Annotated in this window: 18 protein-coding genes; 7 read left to right on the top strand and 11 right to left on the bottom strand. The window is 34.0% G+C overall.

Translation table 11 applies throughout. The annotated features are described in order from the left end of the window. The coding region (locus B0A67_RS25020) for a hypothetical protein (RefSeq protein WP_207557354.1) at positions 1-220 on the top strand (220 nt) is incomplete at its 5' end. Here B0A67_RS25020 and B0A67_RS16615 read toward each other — a convergent pair. After that, on the bottom strand, positions 195-371 hold the full coding sequence (locus B0A67_RS16615) for a transposase (protein WP_242670977.1): 177 nt from the start codon (positions 369-371) through the stop codon (positions 195-197). The two genes, B0A67_RS25020 and B0A67_RS16615, sit on opposite strands and share 26 nt — an antisense overlap. A gap of 287 nt (positions 372-658) precedes the next feature. On the opposite strand from B0A67_RS16615, the gene pafA reads away from it, so the two are divergent. Beyond that, positions 659-2278 carry an alkaline phosphatase PafA gene (gene pafA / locus B0A67_RS16610; protein WP_072961967.1) on the top strand — a complete coding sequence of 540 codons (1620 nt, stop codon included), beginning with the start codon at positions 659-661 and terminating at the stop codon, positions 2276-2278. 130 nt (positions 2279-2408) lie between these two features. On the opposite strand, the gene ald is transcribed toward pafA, so the two are convergent. Then, positions 2409-3527: an alanine dehydrogenase gene (gene ald / locus B0A67_RS16605; RefSeq protein WP_072961964.1), complete on the bottom strand. Its 1119-nt coding sequence runs from the start codon at positions 3525-3527 to the stop codon at positions 2409-2411. A 200-nt stretch (positions 3528-3727) separates the two neighbouring features. Between ald and B0A67_RS16600 the strand changes: the two genes are divergently transcribed. Then, positions 3728-4186 carry an Lrp/AsnC family transcriptional regulator gene (locus tag B0A67_RS16600; protein ID WP_072961962.1) on the top strand — a complete coding sequence of 153 codons (459 nt, stop codon included), beginning with the start codon at positions 3728-3730 and terminating at the stop codon, positions 4184-4186. An 83-nt stretch (positions 4187-4269) separates the two neighbouring features. Here the strand turns inward: B0A67_RS16600 and B0A67_RS16595 are convergent, their stop codons facing one another. Both B0A67_RS16595 and B0A67_RS16590 read right to left on the bottom strand, forming a co-directional pair. After that, positions 4270-5718 (bottom strand): glyceraldehyde-3-phosphate dehydrogenase, encoded by a 1449-nt coding sequence (locus B0A67_RS16595; protein ID WP_072961949.1) that lies wholly within the window; start codon positions 5716-5718, stop codon positions 4270-4272. 283 nt (positions 5719-6001) lie between these two features. Beyond that, the gene (locus tag B0A67_RS16590; RefSeq protein ID WP_072961942.1) at positions 6002-7402 is read right to left on the bottom strand and encodes a trypsin-like peptidase domain-containing protein; all 1401 of its coding nucleotides are present in this window, start codon (positions 7400-7402) and stop codon (positions 6002-6004) included. 159 nt (positions 7403-7561) lie between these two features. Between B0A67_RS16590 and dapF the strand changes: the two genes are divergently transcribed. The 4 genes from dapF to B0A67_RS16570 all read left to right on the top strand — a co-directional run bounded on the left by dapF (position 7562) and on the right by B0A67_RS16570 (position 11248). Further along, positions 7562-8344 (top strand): diaminopimelate epimerase, encoded by a 783-nt coding sequence (gene dapF / locus B0A67_RS16585; RefSeq protein WP_072961940.1) that lies wholly within the window; start codon positions 7562-7564, stop codon positions 8342-8344. 51 nt (positions 8345-8395) lie between these two features. Beyond that, positions 8396-8929 carry a GNAT family N-acetyltransferase gene (locus B0A67_RS16580; protein ID WP_072961937.1) on the top strand — a complete coding sequence of 178 codons (534 nt, stop codon included), beginning with the start codon at positions 8396-8398 and terminating at the stop codon, positions 8927-8929. Between the two features lie 10 nt (positions 8930-8939). Beyond that, positions 8940-9980: an endolytic transglycosylase MltG gene (mltG, locus tag B0A67_RS16575; protein WP_072961934.1), complete on the top strand. Its 1041-nt coding sequence runs from the start codon at positions 8940-8942 to the stop codon at positions 9978-9980. 614 nt (positions 9981-10594) lie between these two features. Further along, positions 10595-11248 carry a peptidoglycan-binding protein LysM gene (locus B0A67_RS16570; RefSeq protein ID WP_072961931.1) on the top strand — a complete coding sequence of 218 codons (654 nt, stop codon included), beginning with the start codon at positions 10595-10597 and terminating at the stop codon, positions 11246-11248. Positions 11249-11285: 37 nt separating this feature from the next. Here B0A67_RS16570 and scpA read toward each other — a convergent pair whose 3' ends face one another. The 7 genes from scpA to B0A67_RS16530 all read right to left on the bottom strand — a co-directional run bounded on the left by scpA (position 11286) and on the right by B0A67_RS16530 (position 18956). Continuing rightward, positions 11286-13424: a methylmalonyl-CoA mutase gene (gene scpA, locus B0A67_RS16565; RefSeq protein WP_072961928.1), complete on the bottom strand. Its 2139-nt coding sequence runs from the start codon at positions 13422-13424 to the stop codon at positions 11286-11288. Positions 13425-13720: 296 nt separating this feature from the next. Continuing rightward, the gene (locus tag B0A67_RS16555) at positions 13721-13957 is read right to left on the bottom strand and encodes a hypothetical protein (RefSeq protein ID WP_072961921.1); all 237 of its coding nucleotides are present in this window, start codon (positions 13955-13957) and stop codon (positions 13721-13723) included. A gap of 43 nt (positions 13958-14000) precedes the next feature. Continuing rightward, entirely contained in the window at positions 14001-15365 is a 1365-nt protein-coding gene (locus B0A67_RS16550) for a methylmalonyl-CoA mutase subunit beta (protein ID WP_072961919.1), read from the bottom strand. A gap of 23 nt (positions 15366-15388) precedes the next feature. After that, positions 15389-15724: an FtsB family cell division protein gene (locus tag B0A67_RS16545; protein WP_072961916.1), complete on the bottom strand. Its 336-nt coding sequence runs from the start codon at positions 15722-15724 to the stop codon at positions 15389-15391. 154 nt (positions 15725-15878) lie between these two features. Next, positions 15879-16487: a uridine kinase gene (gene udk, locus B0A67_RS16540; RefSeq protein ID WP_055095441.1), complete on the bottom strand. Its 609-nt coding sequence runs from the start codon at positions 16485-16487 to the stop codon at positions 15879-15881. 382 nt (positions 16488-16869) lie between these two features. Then, positions 16870-17751 carry an SDR family oxidoreductase gene (locus B0A67_RS16535; protein ID WP_072961913.1) on the bottom strand — a complete coding sequence of 294 codons (882 nt, stop codon included), beginning with the start codon at positions 17749-17751 and terminating at the stop codon, positions 16870-16872. A 77-nt stretch (positions 17752-17828) separates the two neighbouring features. After that, positions 17829-18956, bottom strand: coding sequence for a methionine aminotransferase (locus B0A67_RS16530; protein ID WP_072961910.1), 1128 nt, complete (start codon positions 18954-18956; stop codon positions 17829-17831). Positions 18957-18990: the final 34 nt, after the last annotated feature.

Here is an 18990-nt window from a genome sequence, read left to right as displayed (position 1 = left end):
TTTTGTTTTACAAAATCCTGTAATTATGTGGGAGCCCCGATGGCTATCAGGGGTCTGTCGCCTTTCTTTTGAAAACCCTGTTTCTAACCAAACGGGATTTTTTGTTTTACAAAATACTGTAATTATGTGGGAGCCCCGATGGCTATCGGGGGTCTGTTGTCGGATCAACACGAAAATCTGTGGAGCAGCAAAAATTAAGCATAAATATTGGTTAGTCTAAAGAGGAAGAATTCTACATTTCTAACACCTCTGAATTTGGATCTAAAAGCTTTTATTTTAGCATTGAAAGATTCTGCAGACGCATTAGTACTTCTGTTGTCAAAATAATTCAATATCGTTTGATAGTGATTTAAGACTAGCAGCCATAACACTTTGGAATTTATTATAAAAATTATATTTCTAATTACCCGTAAACCGCGTTAGGGATGGAAGCGGTTTCCTTTTGCGATACTGTAAAATCTCTTGCGAAGTAAACCGGTAAGCCTGTCGCAAAAGATTTAGCGGACAGCCCGGCCCGAAGGGAAACGCCCAAATAATCTTCTGCATAATTTAGTAACAATTTTTGTTAAATTATAATTATTTCTAACTTTTAAATTATGGTGCATTAGCCTATCTAAATGCGAATCTGTATTTTTGCATTAAATATTATAATTTAAGTATGAAAAAAAGTATTGTATTGTTGACATTGTTTGTTATCTCAAATTTAAGTGCTCAACAGCGCCCTAAGTTGGTAGTAGGTATTGTAGTAGACCAGATGAAAATGGAATATTTGTATCGGTTTTCAGATGATTTTTCACCAAATGGATTTAAGAGGCTAATGAATAATGGATATACTTTTCAGAATATGCATTATAATTATATGCCGACATATACAGCTCCGGGACATGCATCAATTTATACCGGAACTACACCGGCTACGCACGGAATTGTGGGGAATGAATGGTTTAGCAGAACACTTGGTAAAGAGATGTATTGTACAGACGATGCAGGGGTTAAAACTGTAGGTGATGGTACGGCAGCTGAAGGTGCAATGTCTCCTAAAAATTTGCAAAGCACAACTATTACTGATGAAGTAAGAATGGCTACTAATTTTGAGGGAAAAGTGATTGGAATAAGTCTTAAGGACCGTGGTGCAATTTTACCGGCAGGTCATTTTGCAAATTGGGCATTCTGGTACAGCAAAACCGGGTCTTTTATTTCGAGTACTTTTTATGGAGAAAAATTACCTGAATGGGTTTCTCAGTTTAATAGTGAGAAACATTATATGCCTTATATCAATAAAGGGTGGGATTTATTTAAACCAGCTTCTACTTATAACGAAAGTTTGCCTGATAATAATCCGTACGAAGGTAAATTATATGGAAGTGCGGCACCAGTTTTTCCGTATGATTTAAAATCAATGTATGAAAAAAATGATGCAGGAATTTTAAGAGCAACTCCTTTTGGAAATGATCTATTAGCTGAATTTGCCAAAAAGGTTATTGAAAAAGAAGAATTAGGGAAAGATAATATTACAGACTTCCTGACTGTAAGTTTTTCTTCAACTGATTACGTTGGTCATTTACTTGGACCTCGTTCTATGGAACTTCAGGATACTTATTTAAGATTAGATCAAACAATCGCAGACTTTCTAAATTACCTTGATAAAACGGTTGGAAAAGGAAATTATTTGCTATTCTTGACTGCGGATCATGCAGGTGCTGAAAACGTAATTTATTTAAAAGACAGAAAATATAATGTAGATAATTATCCATCTAAAGAGGTTAAGAAAAGTTTACAGGATTTCTCTACCAAAACTTTTGGAGTTGATTTGATTTTAAACTATTCTAATTTTAATGTTTTCTTTAACAAACAAATTATTAAAGATAAAAAGCTGGATTTAGTACAAGTAAAAAAAGCATTTAAAGAGTTTTTAATTTCACAACCACAAGTTAAGAAAGTATATACTGAAGAAGAAATTTTGGCGAATTCAGGAAATGACTATTATTTAAATTTTGTTGCAAAAGGTTATGATGTCACTCAGAATGGTGATTTGGTAATTATTGATAAACCGGGCGATATTGAATATACAACTACAGGAACGTCACACGGAACGCCTTATGCTTACGATACACATGTACCTGCAATTTTTTATGGCTGGCACATAAAAAAGGGTGAATCTTATGATAAGAAAGCCATTACTGAAATTGCGCCAACAATAGCGCAGAAAATCAAAGTTAGTTTTCCAAACGGAACTGAAGCAAAAGTACTGCAAGAAGTTTTGGATGAGAAAAAATAGATTTCTCGATAATATCTAAAGTGAAAACCTGTCATAATTATGGCAGGTTTTTTTATGCCAAAAAAAGGCTTTTCAATTAAGAAAAGCCTTTTGAACAGTGATTTAGTAAGCACTTATTTTAATGTTAGCACTATGCGTTTGCTAACACTAACTCTTCGTTAAAAGGAAGATTCCAAGCTTCAGCAACTCCTTTGTAAAGAATTTTTCCGTTAGCAATGTTTAATCCTTTTTTCAATTCTTCGTTTTCATTACAAGCTTTCTCCCAGCCTTTATTGGCTAATTGCACTGCGTAAGGCAAAGTAGCATTTGTTAGAGCTAAAGTAGAAGTATAAGGAACAGCACCAGGCATATTCGCTACACAATAGTGAACAATATCATCAATGATAAAAGTTGGGTTTTCGTGTGTTGTAGGAGTACAAGTTTCGATACATCCTCCCTGATCTACAGCAACATCGACAACAACAGTTCCCGGACGCATTAATTTAAGCATGTCACGAGTAATCAGGTGAGGTGCTTTTGCTCCCGGAATCAAAACAGCTCCAACAATTAAATCAGCTGTAGCGATTGCTTTTGTAATGTTGTAGTGATTGGACATTTCAGTACTTACGTTTGCAGGCATAATGTCATCTAAATGACGTAAACGTGGCAAACTTAAATCCATAATAGTTACCTGAGCACCTAAACCGGCAGCCATTTTCGCAGCCTGAGTTCCAACGATTCCTCCGCCTAAAACTAAAACTTTAGCTGGTGGCACACCCGGAACACCTCCAAGAAGAATTCCTCTTCCTTTTAGTGGTTTCTCAAGGTATTTCGCTCCTTGCTGAATGGCCATACGACCAGCAACTTCAGACATTGGAACTAATAAAGGTAAACTACGATCTGCTTTTTCAACTGTTTCATAAGCCAGACATACAGCACCTTTTTCAAGCATAGCGTGAGTTAATGGTTCTGATGAGGCGAAATGAAAGTAAGTAAATAATAATTGATCTTTTTTGATTAATGGATATTCAGATGCAATTGGTTCTTTTACTTTAATGATCATTTCAGCAATAGCATATACTTCTTCAATAGTTGCCAAAACAACCGCGCCTGCATTTGTATATTCCTCATCGCTAAAACCACTTCCTAAACCCGCTGTTGCCTGAACATACACTACATGCCCGTGTTTTTTCATTTCAGAAACTCCGGCTGGAGTTAAAGCCACACGGTTTTCGTTATTTTTTATTTCTTTTGGAACACCTATTATCATTTTGTTATATTTTTTCGTTTTTATTGAAATTCTTTTACAAAACTACAGATAGAGAATATATTATGGATTAGAGACCTATAAATAAGAAAATATTATTTTATTTAATACTTTTACAGAAAAATATTCTTTTTGAAAGCTTTCTTGCTTACCCAAAAAGAAAAAAAGACTAAATTTTATTAATTATAGAAAACGTTTTCGTTATGGCTTTAGATGAAATTGACAAAAAAATCCTACGACTTTTGCAGGAAAATGCGCACTATACCTTAAAAGACATCGCAAACAAAATAAATCTGTCTCTTACGCCTGTGCACGATCGGGTTAAACGCCTTGAGAAAGAAGGGGTTATTGAGAAGTATGTTTCGATTTTGAACAAGAAAAAACTGGGTAACAATCTTACAGTTTATTGTCAGGTTACACTAACAAAACAAACTTATGATACTTCAGAGGGATTTAATCAGTCCATTTTGAATTTGCCTGAAGTGGTAGAATGTAATTATGTTTCGGGAAATTTTGACTACATGCTCAAAATTATCATTCCGGATATGGAAAGCTACCATCAGTTTCACCAAAAAAAATTATCAATATTGCCTGAGGTTTCTTTGATAAATACCGTTTTTGTAATTTCTGAAGTAAAGAGTACAACGGTTTTACCTATATAATTTAAAGTATTATAAGTATATCATTTAAACAAAAAACCACCAGGAGAACCTGATGGTTTTAAGAAAATTGGTTTTGGTGTATATTAATAATAAGTAAAACGTCTTACTTTGGCAATGTACTTGGCCAGACGTATTACCTGATGACTGTACCCATATTCGTTATCGTACCAAATATAAAGCACGATGTTCTTTCCGTCTTTTGATACAATAGTTGCATTACTGTCATAAATTGACGGAGCTGATGTTCCCACGATATCAGATGAAACTAATTCGTTGTTTAGCGAATATTTTATTTGCTCTACTAATTCTCCTTCAAGAGCGTATTTTTTCATAATTTTATTGATTGCAGGAATTGAAGTTGTTTTTTTAACTTCTAAATTCAAAACAACTAAAGATCCGTTTGGAACAGGAACTCTAATAGCATTAGAGGTTAATTTACCTTCTAATGATGGTAAAGCTTTTGCAACGGCACTTCCGGCGCCAGTTTCAGTAATAACCATATTTAAAGCTGCAGCTCTTCCGCGACGGTATTTTTTATGCATATTGTCAACCAAATTCTGGTCGTTTGTATAAGCGTGAATTGTTTCTAAATGACCTTTTACAACACCTAAAGTATCTTCTATAGCTTTTAAAACGGGAGTTATGGCATTTGTAGTACAAGAGGCAGCTGAAAAAATGTCAATTTCATCCGGATTGTATTCGTTATGATTTACGCCATGAACAATATTAGGTACTCCTTTTCCGGGAGCTGTCAATAAAACTTTGCTAATACCTTGAGAAGTCAAATGTCTTTTTAAGGCTTCTTCAGTTGTAAAAGCTCCGGTATTATCAATTACTAAGGCATCATTGATTCCGTATTGCGTATAGTCAATTTCTTCAGGAGCGTTTGCTGTGATAATATGTACAGTAGTTCCGTTTATGATCAAAGCATTATTTTTTGGATCAGCAATTACCGATCCCTGAAAATCTCCGTGAATGGAATCATATCTTAAAAGAGAAGCTCGTTTCTCTAAAGTAGATGAGTCATTCTTGTCACGGGTTACAATTGCTCGCAGACGCAACTGGTTTCCTTTACCCGTTTTAGACATTAATTCGCGGGCTAATAATCTGCCAATTCTTCCAAAACCATATAGAACAACATCTTTTGGCTGGATTTCTTCTGATGATTTAGCCTTTTTTAATTTATCGATGACAAAATACCGTGCGTCCGGATATTTTTCATCTTCTAAACGATATTCATAAGTTAGTTTTCCAAGATCTAATTTTGCAGGAGGAAGATCTAAGGTTAAAATAACTTTTGCAATTTCAACAGAATCAAAAATGGTGATGGGTTTACCCACAAATTCACCTGCATATTGATGCAAATTGATTATGTCGCTGACATTTTTATCCAATAACTGATTTTTAAATAAAACCATTTCAATGGATTTGTCATACCATAAATCACTTATGATTTTAATTAATTCGACGCCAGCTCTTCTTCGGTCGACTTGTAGTGATACCTCTTTTTGGTACAAAGATTTGTTGCTCATAATTGATTAAATTGAAAAAATAAATACACGAATATTTTTAAATTTTGCGCAAAAGTATCTATTTCAATCGATTTCGTAAGCTATTTTATGATTTATTTTTAAAATCCGTATAAAAAATATTTTCTTCGAATAATATGAAAAATGCATTCCGGAAAAGAGAATTTTTCTACTCTTATAACAGAAGAAAACAAAAAAAGCCACCTTATTGCTAAGATGGCTTTTTGAGGTTTTAATCTAAGTTATCCGTTTTTTATGACTGAAATAGTGCCACTGTAAATTAAGATTAAATAATAATTCTAAGGATTTCTCCATTTTTATTAATCATTTCAAGGCGCATACTTTGTCCTTCATCTTTTCTGTTTAACAGCTTAGAAACAGTTTCGATATTTGTTGCTTTCACATTATCGATACTTAGGATAATATTTCCCTGTAACTCATTTTGATATTGTTTTAAATTTTCATTGTTGATAGTTCTGATTTTTACACCATAATCAATTCTAAATTTCTTTTTATCAGTTGCATCAATATTTTCTAATTCAATTCCTTTAAATTCGGTACTGTAAAATTCGTTTTTACTTAAAGTTACCGGAACCGTTTTAGTTTTACCGTCCTTAATGTAGGTTACTTTTACCACATCATTTGGTCGTTTAGTATTGATATAACCAGAAAGATCAGCATAAGTTGAAATATTTTGATCATCAAGTTTTACGATAATATCTCCCTTGCCAAGTCCGGCTTTTTCAGCACCTGAATTTTTGGAAACTTTACTGATATAGAAACCTTGCGTTTCGCTAACACCTAATTCTTTAGAAACTGTGCTGTTTAATTCGCCGCCTTCAACGCCGAGTATTCCTCTCTGAACATTTCCAAATTCCATAATATCTTCAATGATTTTTCGAGCAATATTAGAAGGAACAGCAAATGAATATCCAACATAAGAACCTGTCATTGACGAAATCATAGTATTAATACCGATTAATTCCCCTCTCGTATTGACCAATGCGCCACCACTATTTCCAGGATTTACTGCAGCATCCGTCTGAATGAAAGACTGAATTCCGTTAGTATCCAGATTTCTGGCTTTTGCTGAAACAATTCCGGCAGTTACAGTAGAGGTTAGATTATACGGATTTCCAACCGCCAAAACCCATTCTCCAATTTTTACAGAATCTGAATTTGCGAAGGCAGTATAAGGTAATTTTTCATTTGCATCAATTTTCAGCAATGCGATATCCATTTTAGAATCCGTACCAATTAGTTTTGCTTTATAAGACTTTTTATTGTTTAAAGTAATTTCTATTTCTGTAGCGTCTTTGATCACGTGATTGTTTGTTACAATATATCCGTCTTCGGAAATTATCACACCAGATCCGGTACCAACTTGTTCTTGTTGCTGCTGGCCACCGTAGCCATAGAAAAATTCTAACATAGGGTTACTTACTGTTCTTCTTGAAACATTTTTGACGTGAACAACAGTATGAATCGTTTTATCTGCGGCAGCCGTAAAATCAACGGTTTCAGCAGATAATGCGACATTTTTCCCAAACGTATTGGGAGCAAGAGTTACAACAGAATTTTTTCCTCCAAAAAAAGAATTGTTGCTTTCAAATAATAACTTGTAAGCTCCAAGGGTAGTAGCACCACTAAGTAGTGAAACCAAAAATAAGGTTGAAAGTCTTTTCATAGCTATATTTTATATTTAAGTTGTTATAATTTGTGTTTAGGTAATTTTATGTAAAAATAATTCAAAAAATTAACGAATAAAATGGTTTAACTCTCTTTAACATTGATTAACATTTCATTAATTATTTGTTCGTACTTTTGTAGTACTAATGTAAAAAAAATGCAAATAGAATTTTATAAATATCAGGGTACCGGGAATGATTTTGTAATGATTGATAACCGATCAGATTTCTTTCCAAAAGAGGACATTAAATTAATTGAACGTTTGTGCGACAGACGTTTCGGAATAGGAGCTGACGGACTTATTTTGTTAGAAAATGATGCTGAAACTGACTTCAGAATGGTGTATTATAATTCTGATGGAAATCAGAGTTCGATGTGCGGAAATGGCGGTCGTTGTTTAGTAGCATTTGCCAATCAACTAGGCGTTATTGAAAACAAAACTACATTTATTGCAACAGACGGTTTGCATCATGCTTCTGTTGGAGAAGAGGCTATTATTTCGCTGCAGATGATTGATGTCGATGAAGTGCAGAAGAAAGAATCTTATACTTTTTTAGATACGGGTTCACCGCATCATGTTCAGATTGTTGATGATCTGGAACATTATAATGTAAAAGAAAATGGTGCTGCAATTCGTTATGGTGCATTATATGGAGAAAAAGGAAGTAACATTAATTTTGTAAAAAAGGTTGATGACAGTACTTTTTCACTTCGTACTTACGAAAGAGGCGTAGAAGATGAAACTCTGGCTTGCGGAACAGGAGCCACTGCAGTTGCAATTGCAATGAATGCTATTGGTGAGACAGATAAAACTTCGATTAATCTGAATGTTGAAGGAGGAAAACTAACCGTTTCTTTTGATAAACTGGGTGATCATTTTACGAATGTTTTCCTAACAGGACCGGCAAAATTTGTTTTTAAAGGAATAATAGAGATTTAAAATCCAAGTTTTAAAATTCTAAACTCCAAACTCCAAAATTTACAATCAACAATGATCACACTCAAAGGCGAAAATATTTATCTGCGTGCATTAGAACCTAATGATTTAGAGTTTGTATATGCGATGGAGAATGATGAAAATATTTGGGAAGTCAGTAATACACAAACACCTTATAGCCGATTTTTAGTTCGCCAGTATCTCGAAAATGCGCAACAGGATATTTACGAAGCCAAACAATTGCGTTTGGCAATCTGTCAGGATCAGGATTTTCCGGCGATTGGATTAATTGATTTATTTGAATTTGATCCAAAAAATAACAGGGCAGGTGTTGGAATTGTTATTAAGAGTGGTGAAAATAGAAATCAAAAGATTGGCTCTGAGGCATTAGAACTTTTAATTAAGTATTCTTTTCATAATTTAAATTTGCATCAATTATATGCAAATATTGCTGTAGGAAATGTACCAAGTATAGCACTTTTTACTAAATTTGGCTTTGAGAAAATAGGAATTAAGAAGGATTGGATTTTGCTTAATAACCGCTATCACGATGAAGCAATTTTTCAGTTAATTAACAAACAAATTTAAACTTTAGACTTTGAGCTTAAAAAAAATAATCACGATATCTGCTGTAGCCGTAATTTCAGTTTTAATGATTTATGGGTTTATTTTAATTAATAAAATATTCAGCGCCAATACCAAATTCGAAGAGAAAGAACTTTATGTATATGTGCCAACGGGTGCCAATTATACTGATGTGAAGAAAATATTAGCACCTTATATCAAGAATTTTGACAATTTTGAAATGGTTGCCAATAAAAGAAGCTATCCTGAAAATGTAAAATCAGGTCGTTTTTTGCTTAAAAAAGACATGAATAATATGGATTTAGTTCGTGCTATGCGTGCTAATATTCCGGTGAAATTGGCTTTTAATAATCAGGAGCGTTTAGAGAATTTTGCAGGGAGAGTTGGTGCTGAAATTGAAGCAGATAGTTTGTCTTTAATGAAAGCAATCAAAGATCCTGCTTTTTTGAAAGAAAATGGTTTTAATGAAGAAAATGTATTTGCAATGTTTATTCCAAATACTTATGAAATTTACTGGAATACTTCTGCCGAGAAATTCCGTGATAAAATGATCAAGGAATACCATAATTTCTGGACTGCTGAAAGAATAGAAAAAGCAAAAGAACAAGGGTTAACTCCTGTCCAGGCTACAATTTTAGCTTCTATCGTTCATAAAGAATCCGTTAAAAAAGATGAAAGACCTCGTATTGCAGGTGTTTATTTGAATCGTTTACGACTAGAAATGCCTTTGCAAGCAGATCCAACAGTTATTTATGCCTTAAAACTAAGAGATAATGATTTTGATCAGGTGATTAAAAGAGTTTTTTATAACGATTTGGTAATGAAATCACCATACAATACTTATGTAAATATAGGACTTCCTCCGGGACCTATTGCAATGCCTGATATTACAGCTCTCGAAGCCGTTTTGAATCCCGAGAAAAACGATTACATTTATTTTTGTGCGAGTGTAGATCGTTTTGGCTATCATGAATTTGCCTCAACTTATGAGCAGCATCAAATAAATGCAAAAAAATATTCAGACTGGATTGCTAGTCAGGGAGTAACGAGATAGATCAGATTTTGCATATAATGCAAGCAAAAAATATGGAAAACCGAAGTTTTTAGCTTCGGTTTTTTTTGTTTTAGTTTGGTAAAGAGATATCATTTTTTTTATTTCCTACATAAAAAAATGAAGCATTTAAGAATTTTGGAACAAAGCAGTGAATTGATGTTTTTATAAATTTTGTATTTAATGAATGCTCTGAAAATTTTTTTATCAAAAAAAGGAATTTACGTTCTGCTAAATTTAACTTTTTCGTAAAAACAGAGCTTGAAATTTGATGTAAAATTGCATTTTATTTCGATATGATTGGAATGAATTTTAAAAATGAAGTTTCTTTTTTGGTCTTAAAAATTAAATTTTAGCGTAGGTTTTTTCTTGTTTTTTGTTGAAATTTGATAAAAAAATGCTAAAAATGCTCTTTTTTTGACGTTCTTTTTTTTGTTTTTAGGGTAAAATAGAAAAGTGGTCTCATCACTCCAATACTCCGTCAATAAAGGGGTTAAAAGAGATTATTGCTTTTTAAATAATCTGTAACTACTTGATTGTTAGTATTGTTTTGTATTTCTTATCTTTGCACCGTAGAAATTTCAAGAGGGTGACAGCGTCTTGAAGAAAAACAATTTATGATAAAGAAGTGGTATTTTTATGCGAGTTTGATCGTTATTATTACATTTTTGAGTTTGGGTTTTAAACCCTTTAATCTGGAAACCAAACCGTGGTTTCTAATAGAAAAAACCGATGGATCTGAATACGTATTTCCATCACAAGAAGAGGATGATTATCCTACAGAAAAAAAGGTAAATGTCCTATTTACAGAAAAGCGTCTTATAAGTTTTAAAGAAGCTGTTGCTTTTAAAGAATCTCAGGGAAAATACCGATTGGTAAATTCATTGGGTTACATGGGGAAATATCAATTTGGTTCTAAAGCTTTAAGAGCAGTTGGGGTTAAAAATGACAAAGCCTTTTTAAAAGATCCTGCACTACAAGAAAAAGCTTTCCTTGCATTACTATCCAAGAACAAATGGATTTTGCGTAAAGAAATCGAAAAGTACACAGGAAAAATAGTCAACGGTGTTGCTATTACCGAATCCGGTATTTTAGCTGCTGCACACCTTGGAGGGGCAGGTTCAGTTAAGAACTTTTTCAAAAACAATGGAAACAGGCATTTTAGAGATGCTTACGGAACTTCCTTAAAAAGTTATATGAAAGCCTTTGGTGGTTATGATCTTTCTCGTATCGAGGCAGATAATGATGCTACAATACACGATCAAATTTAGAAGAGCATAAAAAAATNNCGGGATTTTTTTATGCTCTTTAGTCAATTAAGATTTCTAAGATTTTAATAGCTGCTTCACTGATTTTAGTTCCCGGACCAAAAACGGCAACAGCTCCGGCATCAAATAAAAACTGATAGTCCTGAGCAGGAATTACTCCGCCCACAATAACCATAATATCTTCCCGCCCGTGTTTTTTGAGTTCTTCGATAACCTGAGGAACTAATGTTTTATGTCCTGCTGCTAATGATGAAACGCCTAGAATGTGTACATCATTTTCAACTGCTTGTTTGGCAGCTTCGGCAGGAGTTTGAAAAAGCGGGCCAATATCAACGTCAAAACCTACATCTGCATAACCGGTCGCTACTACTTTTGCACCACGATCATGACCGTCTTGTCCCATTTTAGCAATCATAATTCTGGGACGTCTTCCTTCTTGTTTTGCAAAGGCATCAGCTAGCTTTTTGGCCTTTTCAAAATTCTCGTCATTTTTTATTGCTGCACTATACACACCGCTAAAGGATTTAATTTGTGCTTTGTATCTGCCAAAGACACTTTCGAGAGCATCGCTGATTTCGCCCAATGTTGCTCTGTTTCGAGCGGCTTCAATAGCAATTTCTAATAAGTTTCCTTGTCCGGTTTTGGCACAAAGTATTAATTTTTCGAGTGATTGATTTACTTTTTGAGTATCTCTTTTTGCTTTTATTTCTTCAAGTTGCTCTAGTTGCTGCTTGCGGACCATTTGATTGTCAACATCCAAAATATGTAGCGGATCTTCTTTCTCTAATCGATATTGATTGACACCAACTATTATATCCTGACCGCTATCGATTCTGGCTTGTTTTCTGGCTGCAGCTTCTTCAATTCTTAGCTTTGGAATTCCGGCTTCAATGGCTTTTGTCATTCCGCCTAGTTCTTCTACTTCTTCAATTAGTTTCCAGGTACTTTTTAGAATTTCATTTGTGAGGCTTTCCACATAATAACTTCCTCCCCAGGGATCAACTGTTTTAGTAATTTTAGTTTCTTCCTGTAAAAATATCTGTGTATTACGTGCTATCCTTGCCGAAAAGTCTGTTGGTAAGGCAATAGCTTCATCTAATGCATTGGTATGTAAGGATTGAGTTCCTCCAAAAGCAGCTGCGGTTGCTTCAATACAAGTTCTGGCTACATTATTAAAAGGATCTTGTTCTGTTAGACTCCAGCCACTAGTTTGACAATGTGTTCTTAAAGCTAAAGATTTATCGCTTTTAGGATTAAATTGCTGTACTAATTTTGCCCAAATCATTCTTCCGGCACGCATTTTGGCAATTTCCATAAAGTGATTCATTCCAATGGCCCAAAAGAAAGAGAGGCGAGGAGCAAACTCATCAATAGTCATTCCTGTAGAAAGTCCGGTTCTGATATATTCTAAACCATCTGCAAGCGTATAAGCCAATTCGATATCAGCAGTTGCTCCGGCTTCCTGCATGTGATATCCTGAAATGGATATAGAATTGAATTTCGGCATTTTCTTGCTCGTAAATTCAAAGATGTCTGCAATAATCTTCATCGAAGGAGTTGGCGGGTAGATATAAGTATTACGAACCATAAACTCTTTCAGGATATCATTTTGGATTGTTCCTGAGAGTTTTCCGATTTCAACACCTTGTTCTTCGGCAGCAACAATATAAAATGCCATAATAGGTAAAACAGCACCGTTCATAGTCATCGAAACTGACATTTCATCTAACGGAATCTGATCGAACAATACTTTCATGTCTTCAACAGAATCTATCGCAACTCCGGCTTTTCCAACATCTCCAACAACTCTTTCATGATCAGAGTCGTATCCGCGATGCGTTGGCAGATCAAAAGCAATTGATAATCCCTTTTGTCCTGCTGCCAGATTTCGTCTGTAAAAGGCATTGCTTTCTTCTGCGGTAGAAAATCCGGCATATTGTCGAATTGTCCACGGGCGCCTCACGTACATAGTAGCGTAAGGTCCGCGTAAATTAGGTGCGAAACCTGCTCCAAAATCAAGAAACTCTAAATCTTCGATATCCTTTTCAGAATAAGTTTCTTTGAGCTCGATTCCTTCCGCTGTAAAAAAGTGGTCAGATTTTAGCTGTTGATCTTTAGTATCACCATCTAACTTCTCACTTTTAACGTTTAACTTAATATGTTTAAGGTCTTTTCTCAATTGTAAAAAATGTTGTTTAGAATACGTTTAATTCGCTATCTCTCGATGTGTGAAAAATAGATTTAATAACGATGCAATTTTCATAAATCGAATAATGTATCGCGTATGGAAAAGTTTTTAAAAGTAGGATTCGAATGTTATCATATCTTATTTGAAATAATAATGGGTCTTTTTTAATGATTGCAATACTTCTTTTGAAAGAATCATTAAACCTAACAGCTAATTTTGGATGTATGCCTTTATACCAAAGCAAAGATTTTTTATAATCTACTTTAGCTTCTTCAATAATAACTACTTTATAGATCATCTTCAATTTCTTTTAAAAAATCATCAATGTCAGTAACATTTTTAGGATTTTTTAAATAGTTTTCTGTTCTTTCCCTAACTTGATCAATTTGCCATTGAGGAATTTTATAATGGTCATTTTGCACAGGCAAAATAATTACTTCTACTTCATCTGCAATAAAATCATCTGGTAGTATAACGGTTACAGAATGATTTTTAACTGATATTATTTGTCTAATTGCTTCCATTATTATTTAGGTTTAAATCAAATATAACTATTTGAAATGAATTTTATTCAAGCTCCAATCGTTCTTGTTCCAGCTTTTCTGCCAATCTTTTTTCGATTATGGGTGTAATTAATGTTTTTCTTGGTTTTATTTTTACAAAAGGAAACAATTCTAAATCGTGTTTCATTTTGTCATCTTTATTGGGATATTTATTTGTCCCTAATAATATTTCTTTTTTAGAATCGAATAATTCCTGTTCTTTAGCAGCGCTTTCCTGAATCTTCTTTTTGATGGTTCCATCGTTTAAAAGTTTCAAAAATCCGCCACTGGCTTCAATATCTTTAAACAAGGTCAAACTTTTTTCTGCTAATTGTGTAGTAAGACTTTCTATATAATAACTTCCGTCAGCCGGATTATTGACTTTGTCAAAATAGCTTTCGTGTTTTAAGACTAATAATTGATTTCTGGCGATTCGGTCACCAAATTCATTGTCTTTATGGTATAAAGAATCGTAAGGTAAATTAGCGACGGCATCTGCGCCACCCAAAATAGCCGACATACATTCGGTCGTGGTGCGAAGCATATTGACATTGTAATCGTAAATTGTTTTATTACGTTTGGTTGGTGTTACCAAAAAATGACATTCTAAATCGGGATTGTATTCTGATGCTATTAATTTAAAAAGCATTCGTAAAGCCCGAAGTTTTGCAATTTCAAAGAAATAATTGGTTCCTACGGATATTTGAAAAACAATGGGTTTTGTAATGGTAGGTAAACGATTCAAATATTCGTTTGCATGCGCCAAAGTATACGCAATTTGTTGTGTAATGTTGGCACCTGCATTTTGATACAAACCCAGATCTATACTTAATAAAGAAAGGTTTGTTGTTGCTTTTGCAATTTTTTCGATTGTTTCGAAATTATTTTTCTCGGATGTTGTAAACCAGTTTCCTTCTCTTGCAAAATGACCAATCGGGTCAATATTGCAATAAAAATGGGCTTTTTTCTGGATCGAAATGGTGTCTAATACTTTTACGAAATCGATTGAAATAAAAGTCAAATTAAAGTAAACGACTCTATTTTCTAAAGGAAGAGTTTCTAATAATTTCTGAATATCGATTTTTTCGTTCTGAATGGTAAAACGTAAACTTTCTGCACCTCTTTCGATAGTGTTTATCGCTCTTTGAATCGATTTCTCAATATCATAAACGAAGATATTTTGGCAAATTTTAAAATTAGATGCCTGAGTCTCTACAGAAGCAGCTTTAGAAAATTCGTCAATATGATAAAATGGTTTAACCTGAATATCTTCCGGAGAATTCCAAATAACGGTTTCGTTATAATCAGCTCCGTCTAATTCAAACTGAATTTTTTGTTTCCATTGTTTGGATGAAATCGGATTAAAATCGTCGAATAGGGTAGTAGCCATTGGGATTGTATGCTTTTTTCTGATTATTCTTTTGTGTCTTGAATAGTATCTCCTTCAAATTGGATGATGTAAATATCTTCGCTGTCTTTTTTCATGAAGTACTTTTCGCGAGCATATTTTTCTATTTGTTCAGGATTTTTAAGCTGCTTGATCTGTTCCTGATCTTTTTTTATTTCGTCCTGATAATATTTTTTATTGTCTTGTAATTCATTAATCTGCCCATCTAAAAAACGATGATCAAAATAAGAGTAATTATCTAAAAAGAACATCCAGATTACAAAAAACAGTAAAACCCAAACATATTTATTGCCGAGTAATTTGAACCAGCGTTTGCCTTTATATGGATTTTTGATTTTCATTTTCTCTTAACTGATTACTTCTTTTTAGTTCGATTGGTGTTCTAGCCCCGATGGAGCCGGTATCCTTTTTATGTCCGCCACAGCGGACATAAAAAGATAAAGGCGAGAGCGGGAAATAGCTCCTAATATTTCTGGAATAAATTTACGATAAAAATTATGAAATTCGTTGATTAATTACAGCGCGAACTACATCGATGGCTACCGTGTTGTATTTATCGTTAGGAATAATAATGTCTGCGAAAGCTTTTGATGGTTCGATAAATTGCTCGTGCATAGGTTTTAAGGTATTTTGATAACGGGTTAAAACCTCGTCGATATCGCGTCCGCGTTCTGAAATATCACGCTTTAAACGGCGAATTAATCTTTCGTCAGAATCAGCGTGAACGTATACTTTAACGTCAAAAAGGTCACGTAGCTCAGGATTGGTCAAGATTAGAATTCCTTCAACAATCATCACTTTTCTGGGATGCGTTGATACGGTATCGTCAGTTCTGTTGTGTTGTATGAATGAATATACAGGCTGATCGATAGTCTCGCCTTCTTTTAAAGCTTTTAAGTGTTTTACCAATAATTCAAAATCGATCGCACGTGGATGATCAAAATTGATTAATGCTCTTTCGTCGAATGACAAATTATGGGTTTCTTTATAGTAAGAATCCTGAGAAATTACGCCCACTTCAGTGTCTGGTAATTCGTTCATGATCTGGTGTACTACTGTTGTTTTTCCACTTCCTGTTCCTCCTGCAATTCCAATAATGAGCATAATTTTTTGTTTGATATTTGTTTGGCAAAAATAATAATTTAAGTGAATTGTGTAGACATATTATTTATTTAAACCATATAAGTGATATAAGTAAAATTAAGCAAACAGATATTTAAACAATTTATTACTTCATTGAACTTATATTGCTTAAATGTTAAAAATACTATGATTTATATTATCTAAAACATGGATTGTTTATTTAAACCATATAAGTGAGATAAGGAAAAGTAAGCAGTTAGATTTTTAAATAAGCAATACTTAACTGAACTTATATTACTTATATGGTAAAAACATAAAAAAAATCCCGAAAGTAAAACCTTCGGGATTTGGTGCAATCAGTATAGTTTATAAAAAATATTCTGAATTTAGTAAGCACATAAAATTATTTATTCTTTTTTGCTTTGATCATCATTTCTAACTGATCCCAAAGTTCTTCCGGAATTGCTTCTAATAAATTAAATTGTCCCGCGCCTTTTAACCATTCGCCTCCATCAATCGTGATGACTTCGCCATTTACATAAGCTGAAAAATCAGAAACTAAATAAGCCGCTAAATTGGCTAATTCCTGATGATCACCTACACGTTTCAATGGCACTTTTTTTGCCATGTCAAATTTTTCTGCAAGATCTCCGGGCAATAATCTGTCCCAGGCCCCTTTTGTTGGAAATGGCCCCGGAGCAATTGCGTTAGAACGAATCCCGTATTTTGCCCATTCAACAGCTAAGCTGCGTGTCATGGCAAGAACTCCAGCCTTTGCAGTAGCACTGGGTACAACATACGCTGATCCTGTCCAGGCATAAGTGGTAACAATATTTAAAATAGTAGACGATTTTTGTTTGGTGTCAATCCAGTGCTTTCCAAAGGCAAGTGTACAGTTTTTAGAACCTTTTAATACGATATCTATAACAGTATCAAATGCATTGGCAGATAAACGTTCAGTAGGAGAAATAAAATTCCCGGCTGCGTTGTTCAAAAGAACGTCAACTTTTCCGAAAGCCTTCAAAACTTCCTGAAGCATATTTTCTACTTCTTCATAATGGCGAACATCACATTGAAGTGGCAAACATTTTCCTCCGGTTTCAGTTTCAAGTTCAGTTGCAGTGGCTTTTAGCTTTTCTAAATCTCTGGAAGTAATCGCTACCTGAGCGCCTAATTCTAAGAAATATTTTGTCATAGCTTTTCCTAGACCACTTCCTCCACCGGTAACTACAATGACCTTACCTTGTAAAGCGTCATCTCTTAACATTTTATCTGTATAGCTCATATTATTTTCTTTTTATTACAATATTAATTAAATAAATAGGATGCACGCATAATAATGTTATAAAATTTTGATAAACTTTATATATCACACAATTTTTTTGCTGCTGATTCTAAAGTGAAATCATCTTTGGCAAAACAAAAACGGATTAATTTTTGGTCTTTATGGTCGGAATAAAAAGTAGAAATCGGGATTGCGGCAACGCCATGATCCGTGATTAATTTTTTGCAAAAAGTAATATCATCATCTTTTGAAATGTTGGCATATGAAGCCACCTGAAAATAAGTTCCTTCGCAAGGTTTTAATTCAAAACGACTATTTTGAAGCAATTTCTGGAAATAATCTCTTTTTTCCTGATAGAATTTTCCAAGCAAATTGACATCAACAACATTTAAATATTCGCTAATCGCAGCTTGGGAAATACTGTTGACACTAAAAACCAAAAACTGATGTACTTTTTTGATTTCTTTCATCAAATGCTCGGGCGCAACGATATAACCAATTTTCCAGCCTGTGATGTGAAATGATTTTCCAAAGGAAGAAACCATGATACATCGATTCAAAAGGAAATCTTTGGTATGTGCCGAAATGTGTTTTTCTTCGAAAGTAATGTATTCGTATACTTCATCGGATAAAACAATAATGTCCGGATGTTTTAAAAGTAATTTTTCCAGTTGTAGAAAGTCGTCTTCGTTAAGGATTTTCCCCGTTGGATTATGCGGATTATTGATGATAATCATCTTTGTTTTTGAGGAACACGCTTTTTTTATGGTTTCCCAGTTTGGCGTGTAATCATCGTTTAATGCTACCCGAATAGGTTTTGCATTACATAATAAAACCGGAGATTCATAAGAATCATAACTCGGATCGAGAATAATAACTTCATCACCCGTTTTAACCAAAGCCAGAATCGAAGTAAAAATTCCCTGAGTGGCACCGGCTGTAACCAGAATCTCTGTTTCAGGAACAATGGTTCTATTATAAGAACTCTGAACTAATTTTGCAATCTGGCGCATCAATGGCGGAAAACCGGCCATTGGTGTATATTGATGTACGTTTTCCTTCGCTAATCTTGCAATAATGTCAGTCAATCTCTCGTCTAAAGGAAAATTTGGAAATCCCTGCGAAAGATTTATCGCATTGTATTCGGCTGCCATTTTAGACATTACCGTAAAAATGCTTGTAGTTACGTTAGGGAGTTTGCTCATAATAAAGTTTGATTAAGGAAAACTTTCGAGAAAG

The organism is Flavobacterium aquidurense (assembly GCF_002217195.1).
Taxonomy (GTDB): Bacteria; Bacteroidota; Bacteroidia; order Flavobacteriales; family Flavobacteriaceae; genus Flavobacterium; species Flavobacterium frigidimaris.
The sequence above is the reverse complement of the archived record's forward strand: the minus strand, read 5'-3'. Positions and strand labels throughout refer to the sequence as shown.

Bases quoted from the DNA above. Each gene is read 5' to 3' on its own strand.
- pafA (WP_072961967.1), top strand. From the start codon at position 659: ATGAAAAAAAGTATTGTATTGTTGACATTGTTTGTTATCTCAAATTTA.
- ald (WP_072961964.1), bottom strand. From the start codon at position 3,527: ATGATAATAGGTGTTCCAAAAGAAATAAAAAATAACGAAAACCGTGTG.
- B0A67_RS16600 (WP_072961962.1), top strand. From the start codon at position 3,728: ATGGCTTTAGATGAAATTGACAAAAAAATCCTACGACTTTTGCAGGAA.
- B0A67_RS16595 (WP_072961949.1), bottom strand. From the start codon at position 5,718: ATGAGCAACAAATCTTTGTACCAAAAAGAGGTATCACTACAAGTCGAC.
- B0A67_RS16590 (WP_072961942.1), bottom strand. From the start codon at position 7,402: ATGAAAAGACTTTCAACCTTATTTTTGGTTTCACTACTTAGTGGTGCT.
- dapF (WP_072961940.1), top strand. From the start codon at position 7,562: ATGCAAATAGAATTTTATAAATATCAGGGTACCGGGAATGATTTTGTA.
- B0A67_RS16580 (WP_072961937.1), top strand. From the start codon at position 8,396: ATGATCACACTCAAAGGCGAAAATATTTATCTGCGTGCATTAGAACCT.
- B0A67_RS16570 (WP_072961931.1), top strand. From the start codon at position 10,595: ATGATAAAGAAGTGGTATTTTTATGCGAGTTTGATCGTTATTATTACA.
- B0A67_RS16555 (WP_072961921.1), bottom strand. From the start codon at position 13,957: ATGGAAGCAATTAGACAAATAATATCAGTTAAAAATCATTCTGTAACC.
- B0A67_RS16550 (WP_072961919.1), bottom strand. From the start codon at position 15,365: ATGGCTACTACCCTATTCGACGATTTTAATCCGATTTCATCCAAACAA.
- B0A67_RS16545 (WP_072961916.1), bottom strand. From the start codon at position 15,724: ATGAAAATCAAAAATCCATATAAAGGCAAACGCTGGTTCAAATTACTC.
- udk (WP_055095441.1), bottom strand. From the start codon at position 16,487: ATGCTCATTATTGGAATTGCAGGAGGAACAGGAAGTGGAAAAACAACA.
- B0A67_RS16535 (WP_072961913.1), bottom strand. From the start codon at position 17,751: ATGAGCTATACAGATAAAATGTTAAGAGATGACGCTTTACAAGGTAAG.
- B0A67_RS16530 (WP_072961910.1), bottom strand. From the start codon at position 18,956: ATGAGCAAACTCCCTAACGTAACTACAAGCATTTTTACGGTAATGTCT.